This is a genomic window from Micrococcus sp. M4NT (genome assembly GCF_033790745.1).
Lineage (GTDB): Bacteria > Actinomycetota > Actinomycetes > Actinomycetales > Micrococcaceae > Micrococcus.
In genome coordinates this window covers 80,154-99,124 of sequence record NZ_JAMYEH010000007.1, presented here as the reverse complement: position 1 = coordinate 99,124, position 18,971 = coordinate 80,154, and the positions used below count along the sequence as shown (strand labels likewise).

The 18,971-nt window shown below is 75.1% G+C and carries 15 protein-coding genes; 9 read left to right on the top strand and 6 right to left on the bottom strand.

Going from position 1 to position 18,971, the window contains the following annotated elements:
* Positions 1–22 precede the first annotated feature (22 nt).
* The 3 genes from NJC10_RS06345 to NJC10_RS06335 are packed head-to-tail and all read right to left on the bottom strand — an operon-like array spanning position 23 to position 2,773.
* On the bottom strand, positions 23–757 hold the full coding sequence (locus NJC10_RS06345; protein WP_319075326.1) for an AAA family ATPase: 735 nt from the start codon (positions 755–757) through the stop codon (positions 23–25).
* A 5-nt stretch (positions 758–762) separates the two neighbouring features.
* Positions 763–1,443, bottom strand: coding sequence for an isochorismatase family protein (locus tag NJC10_RS06340; RefSeq protein WP_319075324.1), 681 nt, complete (start codon positions 1,441–1,443; stop codon positions 763–765).
* Between the two features lies 1 nt (position 1,444).
* A complete protein-coding gene (locus NJC10_RS06335; protein ID WP_319075429.1) occupies positions 1,445–2,773 on the bottom strand; it encodes a nicotinate phosphoribosyltransferase in 1,329 nt (442 codons plus the stop codon).
* Between the two features lie 106 nt (positions 2,774–2,879).
* On the opposite strand from NJC10_RS06335, the gene clpS reads away from it, so the two are divergent.
* From clpS to NJC10_RS06300, 7 genes are read left to right on the top strand one after another with little or no spacing between them, the layout of a single operon-like run.
* Positions 2,880–3,191, top strand: a complete 312-nt coding sequence (clpS, locus tag NJC10_RS06330; RefSeq protein ID WP_319075323.1) for an ATP-dependent Clp protease adapter ClpS — start codon at positions 2,880–2,882, stop codon at positions 3,189–3,191.
* A gap of 8 nt (positions 3,192–3,199) precedes the next feature.
* A complete protein-coding gene (locus tag NJC10_RS06325) occupies positions 3,200–3,955 on the top strand; it encodes a DUF2017 family protein (RefSeq protein ID WP_319075321.1) in 756 nt (251 codons plus the stop codon).
* Positions 3,952–4,878: a glutamate racemase gene (gene murI / locus NJC10_RS06320; protein WP_248115143.1), complete on the top strand. Its 927-nt coding sequence runs from the start codon at positions 3,952–3,954 to the stop codon at positions 4,876–4,878. The genes NJC10_RS06325 and murI overlap by 4 nt, the downstream gene beginning before the upstream one ends.
* Positions 4,875–5,690: an MBL fold metallo-hydrolase gene (locus NJC10_RS06315; RefSeq protein WP_319075319.1), complete on the top strand. Its 816-nt coding sequence runs from the start codon at positions 4,875–4,877 to the stop codon at positions 5,688–5,690. The genes murI and NJC10_RS06315 overlap by 4 nt, the downstream gene beginning before the upstream one ends.
* A 22-nt stretch (positions 5,691–5,712) precedes the next feature.
* Positions 5,713–6,477 carry a ribonuclease PH gene (gene rph / locus NJC10_RS06310; RefSeq protein WP_248115141.1) on the top strand — a complete coding sequence of 255 codons (765 nt, stop codon included), beginning with the start codon at positions 5,713–5,715 and terminating at the stop codon, positions 6,475–6,477.
* Positions 6,474–7,157, top strand: coding sequence for a non-canonical purine NTP pyrophosphatase (locus NJC10_RS06305; RefSeq protein WP_319075317.1), 684 nt, complete (start codon positions 6,474–6,476; stop codon positions 7,155–7,157). Before rph ends, NJC10_RS06305 begins: the two co-directional genes overlap by 4 nt.
* 20 nt (positions 7,158–7,177) lie before the next feature.
* On the top strand, positions 7,178–8,287 hold the full coding sequence (locus NJC10_RS06300; RefSeq protein WP_319075315.1) for an exonuclease domain-containing protein: 1,110 nt from the start codon (positions 7,178–7,180) through the stop codon (positions 8,285–8,287).
* A 35-nt stretch (positions 8,288–8,322) separates the two neighbouring features.
* On the opposite strand, the gene NJC10_RS06295 is transcribed toward NJC10_RS06300, so the two are convergent.
* Complete coding sequence (locus NJC10_RS06295; RefSeq protein ID WP_319075313.1) at positions 8,323–9,495, bottom strand: ADP-ribosylglycohydrolase family protein; 1,173 nt, start codon at positions 9,493–9,495, stop codon at positions 8,323–8,325.
* A 65-nt stretch (positions 9,496–9,560) separates the two neighbouring features.
* Here NJC10_RS06295 and NJC10_RS06290 point away from each other — a divergent pair, with 65 nt between their 5' ends.
* Positions 9,561–10,802, top strand: a complete 1,242-nt coding sequence (locus NJC10_RS06290) for an exonuclease SbcCD subunit D (protein ID WP_319075311.1) — start codon at positions 9,561–9,563, stop codon at positions 10,800–10,802.
* Complete coding sequence (locus NJC10_RS06285; RefSeq protein WP_319075309.1) at positions 10,799–13,849, top strand: SMC family ATPase; 3,051 nt, start codon at positions 10,799–10,801, stop codon at positions 13,847–13,849. The genes NJC10_RS06290 and NJC10_RS06285 overlap by 4 nt, the downstream gene beginning before the upstream one ends.
* An 89-nt stretch (positions 13,850–13,938) precedes the next feature.
* Here the strand turns inward: NJC10_RS06285 and NJC10_RS06280 are convergent, their stop codons facing one another.
* Together NJC10_RS06280 and NJC10_RS06275 are read right to left on the bottom strand one after the other, a co-directional pair.
* Positions 13,939–17,391, bottom strand: coding sequence for an efflux RND transporter permease subunit (locus NJC10_RS06280; RefSeq protein WP_319075307.1), 3,453 nt, complete (start codon positions 17,389–17,391; stop codon positions 13,939–13,941).
* 6 nt (positions 17,392–17,397) lie between these two features.
* Positions 17,398–18,879: a malate:quinone oxidoreductase gene (locus NJC10_RS06275; protein WP_319075305.1), complete on the bottom strand. Its 1,482-nt coding sequence runs from the start codon at positions 18,877–18,879 to the stop codon at positions 17,398–17,400.
* Positions 18,880–18,971 lie beyond the last annotated feature (92 nt).

Genomic DNA, 18,971 nt, shown 5'->3' with positions numbered 1-18,971 from the left:
CCGTGGGAGCCCAGCTCGGACGTCAGCGCAGGTGGCGCAGGTACCGCTCGGGAGACGCGAGGAACGCGCGGTGGTGCCGGACGAACGGGAGGTCGTCGTAGGCCGTCGGCGTGATGCCGTCCTCGTCGAGCAGCAGGATCCGGGCTCCTGGCAGCGCCGCGAGCACGGGGGAGTGCGTGGACAGGACGACCTGGGATCCCGCCTCGACCATGATCCGCAGGTGGGCCAGGAGCGCGAGGCAGCTCTCGAAGGACAGCGCGGACTCGGGCTCGTCGAGGATCCAGAGGCCGTGCACGCCGGCACGCTCCTCGCAGAACTGCAGGAACGCCTCGCCGTGGCTGCGCAGGTGCAGGGTCGATCCCGGAATCGTGGACTCCAGGTACGTGAACAGCCCGTACATGCTCTCGGCCCGCAGGAACACGCCGCCCCTGGGTGCTCCCGCCCCGCGCGCGAGCTGCAGGTGCTCGGCGAGGTCGGAGGAGGTCCGCCGCGTCTCGTGGAGCACGTTGCGGGTGCCGCCCTCCGCGTTGAGGCCGAACGCCTCCGCGATCGCCTCGACGACCGTGGACTTCCCCGCCCCGTTCGCCCCGACGATCACGGTGGCGTCGCCGAGGTCGAGGCCGTGGTCCAGCAGGTGGCGCACCGCCGGGATGTCGGCAGGCCACACGGTCCGGTCGGCGGGGGAGAGCGGGTGCTCCGTCACCCGGCGCACGGGGCGGTCCCAGGCGCGCGTGTCCGGCGCGTCGTCCCGGGCCATCCGGCTCAGAGCTCCTCGGCGAGCTCCAGCACGGCCCCGGCGGCCTCCATCTCGTGGAGGGCCGCCTGGCCTGCGGCCTCGTCCACGGCCGCGCACAGGTCGGTCAGCACCGTCACCTCGTAGCCGGCGTCCACAGCGTCCAGGACGGTGGCCCGCACGCAGTGGTCGGTGGCGAGGCCGACGACGGTCAGCGCCTCCACCTCCTGGTCGCGCAGCCACTCGTCCAGGCCCGGAGCGCCCTCGGCGACGGCGCGGGCCGCCCCCTGGGTCGCGCCGTGGGGGCCGGCCGGGGCGGCGGCCTCGTCACCGGACCGGACGGCGTCGGGCTCCCCGAGGAAGCCCTCGAAGCCGGAGTACGCGGCGGTGCGGGCGCCCTTGAGGAACTCCGCCTCCACGTACTCGGCGTCCAGGTCCGGGTGCAGCTCGGCGCCGCGGGTGCCGGCCACGCAGTGCACGGGCCACGTGGCGCGGAAGTCGGGCTCCTCGCCCTCGGACGCGAAGTGCGTGCCCGGATCCACGTGCCAGTCGCGCGTGGCGACGACGGCGGTGTAGCGGTCCACGTGCTCGTCCAGGTGCTCGCTGATCGCCGCGGCGACGGCGGCGCCGCCCGTGACGGCGAGCGATCCGCCCTCGCAGAAGTCGTTCTGGACGTCGACGATGATCAGGGCGCGGGTGAGGTCGGGCATGTCAGTGCTCCTGGATGAGGGTGGGGATCGCGGGCTCGCCGGACTGCAGCCGCGCGACGCTCGGCGGCAGCTCGCGCAGGGAGGCGGCGTGGCGCTCGGCGGCGCGGGTCACGGCCTCGGGGCCGGTCCAGCCGGGCAGCAGTTCGCCGTCACGGACGAACTCCTGGATGAGCGGACGGTCGTCGGCGTCCGCGTCGGGGCCGCGGTTGACACCCACGAGCTCGGCGACGGCGCGGCCGCGCGCGTCGCGGCGGCGGGCGGCCTCCTTGCGGCCGCCCAGGGACGCCTTGCCGGAGGAGGCCTTCGCGACGTCGACCCACGCACCGTCGTCGTCATGGCGGGAGACGAGCTTGTAGACCATGGAGGCGGTGGGCACGCCCGAGCCGGTGACCAGCCGCGTGCCGACGCCGTAGGAGTCCACGGGCGCGGAGCGCAGCGCCGCGATCGCGTACTCGTCCAGGTCGGAGGTGACCAGGATCCCGGTCTCGGTGTTGCCCAGCTCGTCGAGGAGCTCGCGCACGTGGTGGGCCTGCTGCACGAGGTCGCCGGAGTCGAGGCGGACGTTCTTCAGGTCCGGCCCGGCCACCTCGACGGCGGTGCGCACGCCGGCGTCGATGTCATAGGTGTCCACGAGGAGGGTGGTGGCGGAGCCGAGGGCGTCCACCTGCGCCTCGAAGGCGGCGCGCTCCGAGTCGTGCAGGAGCGTGAAGGAGTGCGCGGCCGTGCCCACGGTGCGGATCCCGTAGCGGCGGCCGGCCTCGAGGTTGGAGGTGGCCGCGAAGCCGGCGATGACCGCGGCGCGGGCGGCGGCGACGGCGGACTCCTCGTGCGTGCGCCGCGAGCCCATCTCGATGCACGGGCGGCCGCCGGCGGCCGCGGTCATGCGGGAGGCGGCGGAGGCGACCGCGGAGTCGTAGTTGAGGATGGAGAGGAGGTAGGTCTCGAGGATGCACGCCTCGGCGAAGGTGGACTCCACCTGCAGCAGCGGGGAGTGCGGGAAGTAGGCCTCGCCCTCGGCGTAGCCCGTGATGTCCCCGGAGAAGCGGAAGTCCGCGAGCCAGGACAGCGTGGCGTCGTCCACCACGGAGTTGTCCGCGAGGTGGTCCAGCTCAGCGGTGGCGAAGCGGAAGCGGCTCAGTCCCTCCAGCGCGCGGCCCGTGCCGGCCACCACGCCGTAGCGGCGGCCGTCGCCCAGGCGGCGGGTGAACAGCTCGAAGCGGCTGCGCCGGTGCGCGGTGCCCGCCTTCAGCGACGCCTGGAGCATGGTCAGCTCGTACTGGTCCGTCATGAGGGCGGTGGGGATGCGCCAGTCGTCCACGCAGGCCTCCACGGAGGCGGCGGGGCGGGGGCTCTTCGCGGTGGTCTCGCTCACGCGGCCACCCTACCGAACGGGGCGGGCGGCCCCGCCAGGGGCGCGGGTCCGTAGACTGGACGGCATGCCCGCCCCCGATGCCCCCGCCTCCGGCACGGACACGGCCCTGCTCGAGCGTCCCCGAGAGGACCTCGGCGCGGACCGCCCGTGGAACACGGTGGTGTGGAACGACCCCGTGAACCTGATGAGCTACGTGGCCTACGTGTTCCGCTCCCACTTCGGCTACTCGGCCGCCAAGGCCGAGGCCCTCATGCTCGAGGTCCACGAGCGCGGGCGCTCCGTGGTGTCCACCGACTCGCGGGAGAGCGCGGAGGTCCACGTGAACGCGATGCACGGGTTCGGCCTGTGGGCGACGCTCGAGCAGGCAGAGGACTGAGGAGGGCCATGGCACAGAGGTTCCGCTGGACGCGGCGCGGCTACGTCGCGCAGCTGGAGAAGCCGGAGGTCCGCCTGCTGCGCGGCCTCGTCAGGGACGTCGTCACCCTCCTGGAGAACCGCCAGGACGAGGTCCGTGCCCACGACGACGCCGACGTCGCCTCGGCCGAGCACCCCGCCGCCGGCGCCGCGGCAGCCTCCGACGCCCCCGCGGCGGAGCAGGCTGCCGCCGCGGACTCCACGGGGAAGGAGGCGGGCCCCGCGGCCGGCCTCTCCGAGGAGGACACCGCGTTCTGGGACCTCGTCGCGGGGCTCCACCTCTCCGCCGACCCGCGGCCGCGCCGCGCCGCGCCGACCGACGCCGCCGTCGCCCGCCTGCTGCCCGAGGCCCTGGCCGACGCGGACCCGGACGAGCAGGCGGAGCACCGCGCGCTCACCGAGGACGCGCTCACCGCCGCCAAGCTCGACGACGCGCGCCGGGCGCTCGCGGCCCTCCAGTCCACGCAGGTCACCCTGCCCCACGCCGACGCGCCCGCGTTCGCGCGGGCCCTGAACGACGTCCGCCTCGTGCTCGCCACGCGCCTGGGCGTGGCCACCGAGGAGGACGCCCGGCGCGTGCACGCCGTGGACGACTGGCGCCGCGCCGAGGACGTCGAGTCCACGATGGCGCTGCTCTACAACTTCACCTCGTGGCTCCTGGAGACCCTCATGGACGAGATGCTGACCGAGTTGCCCGCCGAGGGCACGGACGGGGAGGACGCATGAGCCGGCCCCACGCGGACGCCGCGTCCCCGATCGGCGTGTTCGACTCCGGCGTGGGCGGTCTGACCGTGGCCCGCGCGATCATGGACCAGCTGCCCCACGAGTCCATCCTCTACGTGGGGGACACGGCCCACTCCCCGTACGGCCCCCGGCCCATCGCGCAGGTGCGCGCGCTCGCGCTCGGCATCATGGACGAGCTGGTGGACGCGGGCGTGAAGGCCCTCGTCATCGCGTGCAACTCCGCCTCGGCCGCGGTGCTGCGCGACGCGCGGGAGCGCTACACGGGCCGGCTCGGCATCCCGGTGGTGGAGGTCATCCAGCCGGCCGTGCGCCGTGCGGTGGCCGCCACCCGCAACGGGCGGATCGGCGTGATCGGCACGCAGGCCACCGTGGGCTCCCGCGCCTACGAGGACTCCTTCTCCGCGGCGCCGCACCTGAGCGTCACGAGCGCGGCGTGCCCGCGGTTCGTGGAGTTCGTGGAGGCCGGGATCACCACGGGCCCCGAGCTGCTGGCCACCGCGGAGGAGTACGTCGCCCCGCTCAAGGCGGCGGAGGTGGACACGCTCGTGCTCGGCTGCACCCACTACCCCCTGCTGACGGGGGCCCTGTCCCTCGTGATGGGGGAGGACGTCACCCTCGTCTCCTCCGCCGAGGAGACCGCGAAGGACCTGTACCGGGCGCTCGTGCGCCACGGCATCGAGCACCCGCACTCGGCGGCCGGCTCCGGCCAGTCCGCCTCCCACCGGTTCATGTCCACGGGCGACCCCCGGCACTTCCAGGCGCTCGCCCGCCGCTTCCTCGGCCCCGAGGTGGAGTCCGTGGCCCGCATGGACACGGTGCGGGAGCGCTACCCCACGGCCGCGCTCGCGCAGCTGACGCCCGACCTGATCGCCCGTCTGGACTCCGAACGAAGGGGCACGCCGTGAAGCTGACCATCATCGGGGCCTCCGGCTCCTTCCCCGGCCCCGGCTCGCCGGCCTCGTGCTACCTGGTCTCCGCCCAGGGCGTGGCGGAGGACGGCGTGACCCCGCGGACGTGGCGGATCCTGCTGGACCTCGGCAACGGCTCGCTCGGCGTGCTCCAGCGCTACATCGGCCTCGAGGACCTCGACGGGGTCATGCTCTCCCACCTGCACCCGGACCACTGCATGGACCTGTGCGGCCTGCACGTGGCCATCCGCTGGAACCCGGAGGGCTGGACCGCGGGCCGCGTGCCCGTCTACGGCCCGGCCGCCACCGCCGACCGGCTCGCCGAGGCCTACGGGATGGACCCGGATCCGGGCATGCGGGAGGACTTCGACTTCCGCGTGTGGCAGGCCGGGAGCACCGTCTCCTTCGGCCCGTTCCGCATCACCCCCGTGCCGGTCCGCCACCCCATCGACGAGGCCTATGCCCTGCGCGTGGAGGCCGACGAGGTGGACGCCACCGGCGCCGTCGTCACCCGCGTGCTCACGTACTCGGGCGACACGGACACGTGCGAGGGTCTGGTGGAGGCCGCGCGGGACGCGGACATGTTCCTGTGCGAGGCGGCCTTCCACGAGGGCCGCGACGACGGGATCGACGGGGTCCACCTGACCGGCCGCCGGGCCGGGCGGATGGCGACCGAGGCGGGTGCCCGCCGCCTCCTGCTGACCCACCTGCCCGTGTGGAACGACCCCCAGCGGGCCGCCGCCGAGGCACGCGAAACGTACGAGGGCCCGCTCGCCGTCGCGGTCTCCGGGCTGAGCTACGGCGTCTGAGGGCGCGCCTAGACTGAGGGGCATGAGCGTTCCCGCACCGAACTCCCGCCAGGACGGCCGCGCCGTCGACGAGCTGCGTCCCATCACGATCACGCGGGGCTGGTCCCGGCAGGCCGAGGGCTCGGCCCTCATCGAGTTCGGGGACACGCGCGTGCTCTGCACGGCCTCCTTCACCGAGGGTGTGCCGCGCTGGCTCAAGGGCGAGGGCACCGGCTGGGTCACCGCCGAGTACGCGATGCTCCCGCGCGCCACCTCCGAGCGCAACCAGCGCGAGTCCATCAAGGGCAAGATCGGCGGGCGCACCCATGAGATCTCCCGCCTGATCGGCCGCTCGCTGCGCGCCGTGATCGACCTGGACGCCCTGGGGGAGAACACGATCGTCCTGGACTGCGACGTGCTGGACGCCGACGGCGGCACCCGCACCGCCGCCATCACCGGCGCCTACGTGGCGCTCGCCGAGGCCGTGGGCTGGGCGCAGCGCCAGGGGATCCTGCGCAAGGACGCCACGGTCCTCAAGGACTCCGTGGCCGCCGTGTCCGTGGGCATCATCGACGGCACGCCGATGCTGGACCTGCCCTACGTGGAGGACGTCAAGGCCGAGACGGACATGAACGTGGTGGTCACCGGCTCGGGCACCTTCGTCGAGGTGCAGGGCACCGCCGAGGGCGCTCCCTTCGACCGCGCCGAGCTGGACGCCCTCCTCGACCTCGCGCTCCTGGGCACCACCGAGCTCGCCCGCATCCAGGCGCAGACCCTCGCCGCGCACGCCGCCGGGGCCGACGCGTGAGCGCAGGGGAGACGACCCGGGTGCCCGAGGGCGCCCGCGTGGTGCTCGCCACCCGCAACGCCGGCAAGGTCCGGGAGCTGCGCCAGCTGCTCGCCGGCGCCGTGCCGGGCCTGGACGTGGACGCCGCCGTCGTGGACGCGGGCGCCGTGGGCGCCCCGGACGTCGTGGAGGACGGGGTCACCTTCGAGCAGAACGCCCTCAAGAAGGCTCGCGCGGTGGCGGCCCACACCGGCCTGATCGCCGTGGCGGACGACTCCGGCCTCGCCGTGGACGTGCTCGGCGGGGCGCCCGGCATCTTCTCCGCCCGCTGGTCCGGGGCCCACGGGGAGGACCGGGCCAACCTCGAGCTCCTGCTCGCGCAGCTGGCGGACGTCCCGGATGCGCACCGCGGCGCCGAGTTCGTGTGCGCCGCGGCGCTCGCGGTGCCCAGCACGCCGGACGCGCGGGGCGTGCACAGCATCCACTTCACCCACGTGGAGCACGGCCGCCTGCGCGGCACCCTGCTGCGCGCGCCCGTCGGGGAGGGCGGGTTCGGCTACGACCCGATCCTGCGCCCCACCGGCCGGGACGAGTCCACGGCCCAGCTCAGCTCCGCCGAGAAGAACGCGATCAGCCACCGCGGCCACGCGTTCCGGGCGCTCCTGCCGTACCTGGTGGACGCCCTGGCCGCCCGCTCGTGAGCGGCGGCCCGGGGGTCCCCGTGGCGGGGCACGCGGGACTGGACTTCACCGCGATCGACTTCGAGACGGCCAACGGCTTCCGGGGCTCGCCGTGCGCCGTGGGCCTCGTCCGCGTGCGGGACGGCCGCATGGTGGAGCGGGCCTCGTGGCTCGTGCGCCCGCCGGCCGGCTTCGACCGCTTCGACCCGCGCAACGTGCGGATCCACGGGATCACCCCGGACCAGGTGGGCGGCGCCCCGCGCTTCGCGGAGGTCTTCGACGACCTCGCGGCGTTCGTCGGCGCCGACGTGCTCGTGGCCCACAACGCCCGGTTCGACCTCGGCGTCATCGAGTCCGCCCTCGAGGTCTCGGGCCGCGACGTGCCCACGCTGGACTACGCGTGCAGCCTGATGCTGGCCCGCAGGGCCTACGACCTGCCCTCCTACGCCCTGCCCTCGGCCGCGCGCGAGGCGGGGTTCACGCCGGGCCGCCACCACGACGCGCTCGCGGACGCCGAGGCCTGCGCGGCCATCCTCATCGACGTCGCCCGGCGGTCGCCGGGCACGGAGCAGGCACCGGAGACGCGCACGACGGCGGCCCCGTCCGTCCGGCGCATCGACGCGCTCGTGCGCGACCACGGCCTCGCCGTGGGCCGACTCGAGGGGCGCCCGCACGGCGTCGGTGAGGAGTCCCGGGCGACCCGTCAGGCGCGCCTGACGGCGGGCGTGTTCGACGCGCTCGTGCCCCTGCGGGACGAACGGGAGATGCCCGACTTCATGCGCTGGCCGCAGGAGGGGGCCAACCCCGTGCCGAACCCGGACGCGGACCCCTCCCACCCGCTGTTCGGCCAGACGGTGGTGTTCACCGGCGGGATCGGGATGTCCCGTCAGGCCGCGAAGGAGCGGGCGGCCGCGTTCGGCGCGCAGACCGCCAGTCGCGTCTCGGCGCAGACCACCATGCTCGTGGTGGGCGACGGCTTCGAGGCGTCCGACGTGCTGGGCGGCACCCCGGCGGCGGCCACCCCCGCCCTCACGCACCGCAAGACGAAGGACGCCCTGCGCCGCCGTGCGGCGGGCCAGCCTGTCGCGCTCGTGACGGAGGCGGAGTTCCTGCAGATGCTCGACGAGAACTGGCCCGGCCCCGCCCGCTGACTCGGCGCACCGGACCGTGGGGGAGGGCCGGACGCTCAGGTGGTGGCGGCGCTCCAGCGGCGCGCGGCCTCGATCACCACGCCGCGCTCGGCGATCCACGCGGGCACGCACGCGGCCGCGGCGTCGGAGGCCGGATCGACGTCGGCCTCCGCACCGAAGACGGCCAGGCCGTGGCGCGCCCCGAGCAGCTGGCCGGCGAGGGAGGCGGTGGAGTCCGAGTCGCCGCCGTGGTTCACGCCGATCCGCAACGCGAGCGCGAGCGCCGCCTCCGGACCGTCCGCGACCCGGTCCGCCACGAGGGCCGCGAAGACCGCGATGGCCAACGCCTCCTCGGCGACCCAGCCCTCGCCGAGCGCGAGCGGCAGCGAACCGGGCGCGCCCAGGTCTCCGTCGTCGCGGGAGGCCGCCTGCGCGAGGCGCTCCGCGGCCTCGAGCGCGGCGGCGGTCTCCAGGCCGTCCTCGCCGGCGTCCTCCACCCAGGCGCGGGCGTGCGCGACGGCGTCGGGGAGCGTCGCGCCGCGCAGCAGGGCGGCGATCACGAGCGCGTGCGTCGCGGCGCTGACCCACGCGGTGGGGTGGCCGTGCGTGAGCACGGCGCCCTGGCGCGCGAACGAGGCGACGTGGTGGTCCTCGAGCCCCGGGACCATGCCGTACGGGGCCGAGCGCATCACCGTGCCGCACCCCTTCGACTCCGGGTTGTGGGGGTCCCCGGGAAGGCCCATGCCGGGATCCGCCAGCCCTGACAGGCACGCGTTGCCCGGGGCCTGCTGGACGCGCAGCTCCTCGTGCTCGTCGATCCACCGGCCGGGCACCGGCGGGGCGCCCTCGGGCAGCGAGCCGCGCTGGGTGGCGTACCAGCGCAGGCATGCGAGCCACACGCACGCGGCCGCGTCCGAGGCCTGGCCGGCGTTCTGCCACTCGATCCACTCGAGGAGGCCGTCGAGCACGTAGAGGGTCATCTGGGTGTCATCCGTGATCGGGAGGGAGCGGGCCCCGTCCAGCGCCATGAGCGCGACCGCGTCCGTCACGCCGGAGGGGCCGAGCTGCGCCGTGATGCCGGACGCGGGCGTGAACTCGACGACGCCGCCGAGCGCGTCTCCGGCCGCGCCGGCCGCGAGGAGGGCGAGGACGCGGCGGGCGTGCTCGTCGGCGGGGAGGGCGGGCGCGGCGGCGGGCGTGGGGGCCTGCTCAGAGGTCTGCTCGGACATGCGCTCATCGTACGAGGCGGACCGGATGCTCCTCCCGTGTCCGGCGTCTTCCTAGAGTGGGTCGCATGAAGCTCCTCCACACGTCCGACTGGCACCTCGGGCGCTCCTTCCACGGCACCGGACTGCTCGACGCCCAGGCTCACGTCCTCGACGTCCTCGTGGACACCGTCCGGGAGCACCGGGTGGACGCCGTCCTGCTGGCCGGGGACGTCTACGACCGCGCGCTCCCGCCGGCGGACGCGGTCCGGCTGCTCGATCGCGCGCTGAGGCAGATCCGGGCTGCGGGCGCCGAGGTCGTCCTGACCAGCGGCAACCACGACTCCGCGGTGCGGCTCGGCTTCGGCGGCGGCCTCATGGAGGCCGCGGGGGTCCACGTGCGCGCGGACGCGGCGGACCTGGCGCGCCCGGTGCTGCTGCGGCAGAGGCACGACGACGGCGCGCGCGGCGAGGGGGAGCCCGGGCAGACGGTGGCCGTGTACGGGGTGCCGTTCCTCGAGCCACGCCATCAGGGCCAGGCGTGGGAGGTGGAGCCGAACCACACGGCCGTCATGACCGAGGCCGTCCGTCGCATCCGGGAGGACCTCGAGGCCAGGCGCGCCGAGAGCGCGAGCCCGGTCGCGGGCGTCGTCATGGCGCACCTGTTCGCCGCGGGCGGGCACGGCTCGGAGAGCGAGCGGGACATCGGGGAGGGTGAGCACGTCGAGCATCCGGGCGGGACGCCTGAGGCCCTTGTGGGGACGCTCGGCCAGGTGCCGGTGTCCGTGTTCGCGGGGCTGGACTACGTCGCCCTGGGCCACCTGCACGGGCGGCAGCGCCTCGCCGATCACGTGCGCTACTCCGGCTCCCCGCTGCCCTACTCCTTCTCCGAGGCGAACCACCGCAAGGGGGCGTGGCTGGTCACGGTCGAGGGTGGGGCCGTGCCCGCCGTCGAGGCCGTGGACTGGGAGGCCGGCCGCCGGCTGGCGGTCATCGCCGGGCCCCTCGACGCGCTGCTGGGCTCGGCCGAGTTCGCCCACGCCGAGGACCGCTGGGTGCAGGCGACCGTCACCGACGACGAGCGGCCCGAGCGCGCCCTCGAGCGCCTCAAGACGCGCTTCCCGCACGTCCTCGTGTTCCGACACGAGCCGGCGGGCGGGAGGAGGACGCGCGAGCGCACCTACGCGGACGCGCTCCGCCAGGCCCCCTCGGACCTCGCGCTGACCACCGGGTTCGTGGACCACGTGCGGGAGCGCGCGGCCAGTCCGGCCGAGGCGGCCCTGCTCCAGGACGCCCTCGAGGCGTCGAGACTCGCGGAGGTGCGCGCATGAGGATCCACCGGATGCGGCTGCAGGGGCTCGGCCCCTATGCGGACCGCCAGGACGTCGACTTCGCCGCGCTGAACGCCGCGGGCCTCTTCCTGCTCGACGGCCCCACGGGCGCCGGCAAGTCCACCATCCTCGCAGCGCTCTGCTATGCCCTGTACGGCTCGGTGCCGGGCGGCCGCTTGCCCGAGTCCCTCGTCACCACGCTGCGCGAGCCCGGGGCCGTGACGCCCGAGGTGCTCCTGGAGTTCTCGGTGCAGGGCCGCCGCTTCGAGGTGCTCCGCTCCCCGAAGCACCTGCGGAAGAAGAAGAAGGGTGACGGCCTGACCTCCACGCAGGCCGCGGTGTCCCTGCGCGAGCACGCGGAGGGGGAGTGGGGTGCCCCGCTGACCCGCGCGGACGAGGTGGGCCAGCTGATCGCCTCCGTCATGCACCTGGACGCCGATCAGTTCATGCAGGTCGTCCTGCTGCCCCAGGGCCAGTTCGCGCAGTTCCTCACCGCCACGTCGGACGACCGCCGGGCCCTGCTGCGCCGCCTCTTCGGCACGCAGCGCTTCGACGGCGTCGAGGAGCATCTCAAGGGGGAGGCCTCCCGCCTGGACGGAGCCGTCGCCGCGGACGCCGCGATCGCCGACGCCGCGCGCGCCCAGCTGCGCGACGCGATGCGCGAGGAGCTCGGCGAGGACTGGCCCGCGCCCGAGCCGCACCCCGAGACGGACGAGGGCCTCCTGGACCTCGCCGTGCGGCGGGCCGATGCCGCGCGGGAGGCAGCCGGAGCCGGACTCACCGCGGCCCACACGGCGGAGCGGGACGCCCGCGCCGCCGTGCGCGCGCTCGAGCGCACGGCGGCCTCCCTCGCGGCCGCGGCCGGATGGACGGACCGTCTCTCCGTGCACGAGGCCTCCGCGCGGGAGACCGGGGAGGGCCGTGCCGCGGTGCTCGCCCATGAGCGGGCGGGCCGCGTGCTCGCCGCGGCCGCGCGTGCCCGGCGCGCCGAGCACGCGGAGCACGCCGAGGGCGAGCGCGCGGCCACGGCGGCGGCCGGGGTCGCCGCCGAGCCGTTGGCCGCCTCGTGGCTCGGCGAGGCTTCCGGGGAGGGCGAGCAGGACGAGGTCGCCGGCGCCACGGTGTCGCTCGCCCGCACCGCGCTGCAGCGGGCGGACCGCGCGGCGGACGCCGTCGAGGCCGCCGTGAAGGACCGCGCCCGGATGGCGAGGCTCGAGGAGGAGCAGGCCGCCGGCGGCGCCCGGCGCGAGGCGATCGACGGGGAACGTGCGGCGGGGGCTCACGAGCGAGAGGCGCGTGCCACGGCGATCGCGGCCGCGCGGGAGGCCGTCGAGTCGCGTGGGGCCCGGCTCGGCGCCCGCGCGGCCGTCGACGGCCGGGCGGAGGAGGCCCGCACGCGGCGTGCCGCGGCCGGACTGGCGGAGGAGCGTCGTGCCGCCGCCGAGAGGGCCCGCGCCGATCACGAGAGGCTCGTCGCGCGGGAGCGCGCGGCCGCGGAGAAGCACGTGGGGCTGCTGCGCTCGCGCTACGAGCAGGCGGCGTCCGAGCTCTCGGAGCAGCTCGTCGAGGGGGAGCCGTGCGCGGTGTGCGGGTCCCCGGCGCACCCGCGTCCGGCGCCCGCGGCCGCGACCACGGTGACCGAGGCCGACGTCGCCGCCGCGGAGAAGGCACGGGACCGCGCCGGCGCCGCGGCCGCCCAGGCCGAGGCGGCCCGGGAGCGGGCAGAGTCCGCCCTGAGAGAGGCCCGGGACGCCGCCGGCGGGCTCGGCGTGGAGGAGGCCGAGGCGGCCCTGGGTGCCGCCGAGGCCGAGCAGGCCGACCTCGCCGCCGTCGCCAAGGCCCTGGCCGCGGACCGCCGGACCCTGACGAAGCTCGAGACGGCGCAGACCGCGGCGGAGTCGGCGGACGCCGCCCTCGCGCTCGAGGCCGAGCGCCTCGAGGAGGCCACGGCGCGGCGCGCCGAGCGGCTCCTCGAGCTGCGGGCCGCGGTCGAGGCCGCTCAGGCCGACGCCGAGGACCTGGACGTCCGCCGCGGCCAGGTCGGCGGCGCCCGCCGTGCCCTGCGCGCCCTCGCCGACGCGGCCGAGGCGCAGGCGCGTGCCGCTGCCGTGCGCGCGGAGACCGCGGAGGCCCTCGCCGCCGCCCTCGCCGCGGAGGACTTCACCGGTGCCGAGGCGGCGGCGCAGGCACGGCTCGACGACGACGACGCGAGCGCCCTCACCGCTCGGGTGCGCGCGTGGGACGAGGAGGGCGCCCGCCTGGCCGAGCTCGGAACCACCGAGCTCGTCGCCGAGGGCCGTGCCCTCGCCGAGGCCGGCACCGCCGCCCCGACCCAGGAGGAGAGCGCCGCCGCGGCCGAACGCCTCGCCGCCGCCGAGGCGGCCAGCGCGGAGCGGGCCACCGCCGTCGGCAGGCTGGACACCCTGGTGGCGACGGTGCGCCGTCAGTCCGCGGCGCTGACCGACGTGCTGGGCCGCTCCGCGGCGCTCATCGAGGAGCACCGCACGGTCACGCAGCTGCTCGCGCTCGTGCGCGGGGGCGGGGAGAACCGCCTCAAGATGCCGCTGACCAGCTACGTGCTGGCCGGCCGGCTCGAGGAGGTCGCCGCGGCGGCGACCGAGCGCCTGCTGGCCATGACGGATGCCCGGTACAGCATCGAGTACTCGGACGCCGTGGGCGGCCGCGGCAACAAGGGCCTGGAGCTCGTGGTCCGTGACCACTACGTCGACGAGACGCGGCACCCCTCCACGCTCTCGGGCGGGGAGACGTTCATGGCCTCGCTGGCCCTGGCCTTGGGCCTCGCGGACACGGTGCAGGCGGAGTCCGGCGGCATCGAGCTGGACACGCTCTTCGTGGACGAGGGCTTCGGCTCGCTGGACTCCGAGACGCTCGACGACGTGCTGGACGTCGTGGACTCCCTGCGCTCGGGCGGGCGAACGGTGGGGCTTGTCTCCCACGTGGACCGCATGAAGCAGGAGATCGGCGTGCGCCTCGAGGTCCGCAAGGACCGCCGCGGCTCGAGCCTCGCCGTCCACGACGGGACCTGAGGGAGCCGCCCGACGGGCGAGGAGCCGACCGCGCAGCGGTCGACCCCTCGTCCTGCGCCGTCGCGCGGCGCCTCGGGCACGGTGGCGTCTCAGGCCCGGCGGCGCCGCCGTCCGGCCATCCCGGCCAGCCCCGTCCGGAGGCGGGAGGGCAGGCCACGGCGACGTCCGCCGCCGGAGGCCGAGGAGCCCGCCCCGGCCGAGGACCCCGCTGCCGACGAGCCGTCGGCCCCCGGCACCCCGGTCTGGCCGGCACGCTGCCCGGCCGCGGCCCGTTCTGCCTCCGCCGCACGGCGCTCGGCGTCGATCCGCTCCCGCTCCTCGGCCTCGGCCGCCCGGCGCTCCTCGAGCTCGGCCACGCGGCGCCGCTCGCCCCGGGACTCGATCATGCGGTAGAGGACCGGCACCAGCACGAGCGTGAGCAGCGTGGAGGAGACCAGGCCGCCCACCACGGCCACGGCGAGCGGCTGGGACATGAAGCCCGCGTGGCCGGTGATCCCGAGCGCCGTGGGCATCATGGCGAGCACCGTGGCCAGCGCCGTCATCACCACGGGGCGCACGCGGTTGAGCGCGCCGAGCTCGATGGCCTCGTCCAGGGGCATGGCGTGGTCCCGCCGGTACTGGTTGATGAGGTCGATCAGCACGATCGCGTTGGTCACCACGATGCCGATGAGCATGAGCACGCCGATCATGGTGGGCAGGCCCAGCGCGGTCCCCGTGACCAGCAGCGCCAGGACGACGCCCGTGGCGGCGAACGGGATGGACACGAGCAGCACGAGCGGCTGGCGCAGCGAGTTGAACGTGGCCACCAGGACCACGTACACCACCGCGATCGCGGCCAGGAGCGCGAGCCCCAGGTCCCGGAACGTCTGCTCCTGCTGGGTGGCCGCTCCGCCGATGGTGGCCGTGGCCCCCTCGGGCAGCTCGAGGCCGTCGAGGGCCTCGCCCACGCCCCGGGAGACCGCGCCGAGGTCCTGCCCCTCCGGCTTCACGCTCACCACGGCGGTGCGCTCGCCGTTGGAGGAGGTGACGCTCGCGGGCACCTCGCGCTGGGACACCGCGGCGAGCTCCTCGAGCGGCACGGGGCCCTGCGGGGTCTGCACCGGGACGGCGCGCAGCTCGTCGAGGGTCTCCACGGGCTCCGGGTCGCCCAGCCGCACCGTGTACTCCTGGAAGCCGAACCGCACGTCGCCCACCGGCAGGGCCTGCAGCGCACCGGCCACCTGGCCCGAGACGGCCTCCTCGGTCAGGCCCCGCTCGGCGGCGGCCTGGGTGTCCACGTCCACCTGGAAGGTGGGGCGGGTGTCCGAGGCGGGCGTGCTGACCTCCCGCGCCCCCTCGACGCCGCGCAGCCGCTCGGCCACCGTGTTCGCGGCCTCGTCGAGCGCCTCGGGCGAGGACGCGCGCACGGACACGTCGATGTCCTGCGAGCCGCCGGGGCCCTGCTGGCTCGAGAGGGACACCTCGCCCACGCCCTCGAGCGCGGCCAGGCCCTGCCGCACGGTGTCCTGCAGGGCCTCCTGGTCCGCGTCCTCGTCCGTGACGACCGTGAACTGGGCGCTGTCCGCGGCGCCGCCGGCACCGAAGAAGCTTCCCTGGCCACCCGCCGTGAACTGCACGGTCTCCACGCCCTCGGTGTCCATCAGGGACTGCTCGACCTTCTCGGCCGCCGCAGCGGTGGCCTCCAGCGAGGTGCCCCGCCTCTGCTGAGCGGTGACCACGAAGGAGTTCTGTCCGGAGTCGCCGAGCAGGTTGGTGGGGACCAGGGGCAGCAGCGCTGCGGTGCCCGCCAGGAGCACGACGGCGGCCGCGAGGGTGGCCTTGGCGTGCCGCTGGGTCCAGCGCAGTGCGGGGCGGTACGCGTCCGTGAGCCACGAGCGGTGCGCCGTCGGACGGGCGTCGGCGGCCTGGCGCGGCGCGTCCGCGGCACGCCGCGGGGCGCGCAGGAACCACCAGCACAGCACCGGGATGATCGTGAGCGCCACCAGGAGGGAGGCGAGCAGGGCGATCGTCGTCGTGACCGCGAAGGGGCGGAACAGCTCGCCGGCCAGGCCGCCCACGAACCCGATGGGCAGGAACACGGCCACGGCGACGAGGGTGGAGGCGGTGACCGCGGTGGCCACCTCCCGCGTGCCCTCGAGGATGGCGGTGCGCCGGTCCTCGCCCAGGCTCAGGTGCCGCCGGATGTTCTCGACGACGACGATCGCGTCGTCCACGACGCGGCCGATCGAGATGGTGAGCGCACCGAGGGTGAGGGTGTTCAGCGAGTAGCCGGCCACGCTCACGCCGATCAGCGCGGCCAGCAGGGAGAGCGGGATGGACACGGCCGTGACGAGCGTGGAGCGGGCCGAGAGGAGGAAGACGGCGATCACGAGGACCGCGAAGGCCAGGCCCAGCATGCCCTCCACGAGAAGGCTGTCGATGGACTGCTGGATGAACGGCGCCTGGTCGAACACGACCGCGAGGTGGGATCCGCCGCCCAGGAGGGACTCGAGCTCCGGCATCGCGTCGCGCACCGCCTGGGAGACGGCCACGAGGTCGGCGTCCGGGATCGCCGTGACGGAGAGCGAGAGCGTGTCCGCGCCGTCGGTGCGGGTCACGGAGGTGGGGTCCTCGGCGGCGAGGCTCACCTCGGCGACCTCCGACAGCGGCCGGGGGGTGCCCTCGGAGGAGGCTGCGGGGGCGGCCGGCGCCGCGCCGGTCCCGGGGGCGGTGGCCTCATCGGGCGTCGTCGTGCCCGGGGCGGGCGGTCCGCCGCCCCCGGCGCCGGAGGTCTCGCCCGCGGACCCGGAGTCCGACCCGGAGCCGGGGGTGACGGTCACCTGGGAGAGCTCCTCGAGGGACTCGACCGGGGAGCCGGCCTGGACCGGATAGGTGATCCCGTCCTGCGTGACCTGGCCGATGGGGAACAGGCCGGCGTTCTCCTCCAGGGCCGTGGTGATGTCCTGGGTGGTCATCCCGGCGGCGGCGAGGGCCTGCTGGTCCGGCACGACGGAGACGTACTCCTCGGTGCCGCCGATCACCTGGGCGCCGCGGACGCCGTCGAGCTTCTGCAGGCGGGGCGCCACCACGTCCTCGGCCCGGCGGCGCAGCTCGTTGAGGTCCTCGTCCCCGGAGAGCGCGAGGAAGACCACCGGGAAGTCGGAGACCGACCCCGCGAAGGAGGTGGTCTCGGTCTCCTCCGGCAGCTGGGCGCCGAGGTTGGAGATCACGCGGTCCACCTGGGAGCGCGCCCGGTTGAGATCCGTGCCGTACTCGAAGCGCAGCTGCACGGCGTTGAAGGAGGAGCGCGACGTGGACTGGGAGGACTCGAGCCCCTCGACGGCCTGCAGGGCCGTCTCGAGGGGCTCGCCCACCGTGGCGTCCACCACCTCCGGGCTTGCGCCCGGGTAGGTGGTGGACACCGAGATGACGGGCAGCTCGAGGGACGGGATGAGCTCCCGCTTGAGCTGACCGGCGGAGATGACGCCGAACACCGCGACGAACACGGTGATGAGCGCCACGAGCGCCCGCTGCGACAGTGAGAACCGGGCGAGCGCTCCCATGGTCGGTCAGCCGAGCTGCAGCGTGGCCGCGGTGGCGTCGGTGACCTCGCGGAGCAGCTCCGGCTCCTCGTTGAGGGTGTGGCCCAGCGACGGGATGAGCTCCTTGAGGGTGGAGTCCCATGCGCCCATCTTGGCGGGGAAGCAACGCTCGAGCAGCTTCACCATGATGGGGGCGGCGGTGGAGGCGCCCGGGGACGCGCCCAGCAGGCCGCCGAGGGAGCCGTCCGCGTGGGTGACGACCTCGGTGCCGAACTGCAGCACGCCGCCGAAGCGGCCCTTCTTCTTCATCACCTGCACGCGCTGGCCGGCGGTGATCAGCTCCCAGTCGGAGCCCTCGGCCTCCGGGTAGAACTCCTGGAGCGTGTCCACCTTCTTGGAGCGCGGCTTCAGCACCTCGGAGACGAGGTACTGCGTGAGCGGGATGTTGTCCTTCGCCACGTCGAGCATCACCGGCAGGTTGTGCGGGCGGATGGAGAGCGGCAGGTCCAGGTAGGAGCCGGTCTTGAGGAAGTTGGTGGAGAAGCCGGCGTAGGGGCCGAACAGCAGGGAGCGCTTGCCGTTGACGAAGCGGGTGTCCAGGTGGGGGACGGACATGGGCGGGGCGCCCACCGCGGCCTGGCCGTACACCTTGGCCATGTGGCGGTTCACCACGGCGTCGTCGGTGCAGCGGAAGAACTGGCCGGACACGGGGAAGCCGCCGAAGCCCTTGGCCTCGGGGATCCCGGAGTTCTGCAGCAGGTGCAGGGCACCGCCGCCGGCGCCGACGAACACGAAGCGGGCGCGGTCCGTGACGGTGGAGCCGGCGGCCTTGTTCTTGACCGTCACCTCCCAGCGGCCGTCGGTGCCGCGCTCCAGGCCGGTCACCTTGTGGCCGAAGCGCACCTCGGCACCGTGGGAGGCCATGCTCGTCACGAGCTGGCGGGTGAGGGAGCCGAAGTCGACGTCGGTGCCGCCGGCCACGCGGGAGGCGGCGACGCGCGGGCCGGCGGGGCGGCCCTCCATGAGCAGAGGGGCCCACTCGGCGATCGTCGCCGGGTCCTCGGTGTGCTCCATCTGCGCGAAGAGCGGCTCGGCGGACATGGCCTCGTAGCGCTTGCCCAGGTAGTCGGCGTGGTCGTCGCCCCACACGAAGGACATGTGCGGCAGCGGGTTGATGAAGGACTTCGGGTCCTTGAGCGTGCCGTCCTTCACGAGGGCGGACCAGAACTGGCGGGTCAGCATGAACTGCTCGTTGATGCCGAGGGCCTTGGTGACGTCCACCCGGCCGTCCTTGCCCATCGGGGAGTAGTTCAGCTCGCACAGGGCCGCGTGGCCCGTGCCGGCGTTGTTCCACGGGTCGGAGGACTCCAGACCGGCCTGGTCGAGGTTCTCGCACAGGGCGATGGACCACGTGGGCTCGAGCTTCTGGAGCATCACGCCGAGGGTGGCGGACATGATGCCGCCGCCGATCAGCACGACGTCGTGGGTGGTGGAAGAGGTGGTGGACACGGTCTACTCCTGGGACAGATCGACGGTGGTGGGGCACCGCGGGTCCCTCGGTTCTGCGGGGGGCCGCGGGTCGATGCCGCGGTGGCCCACTC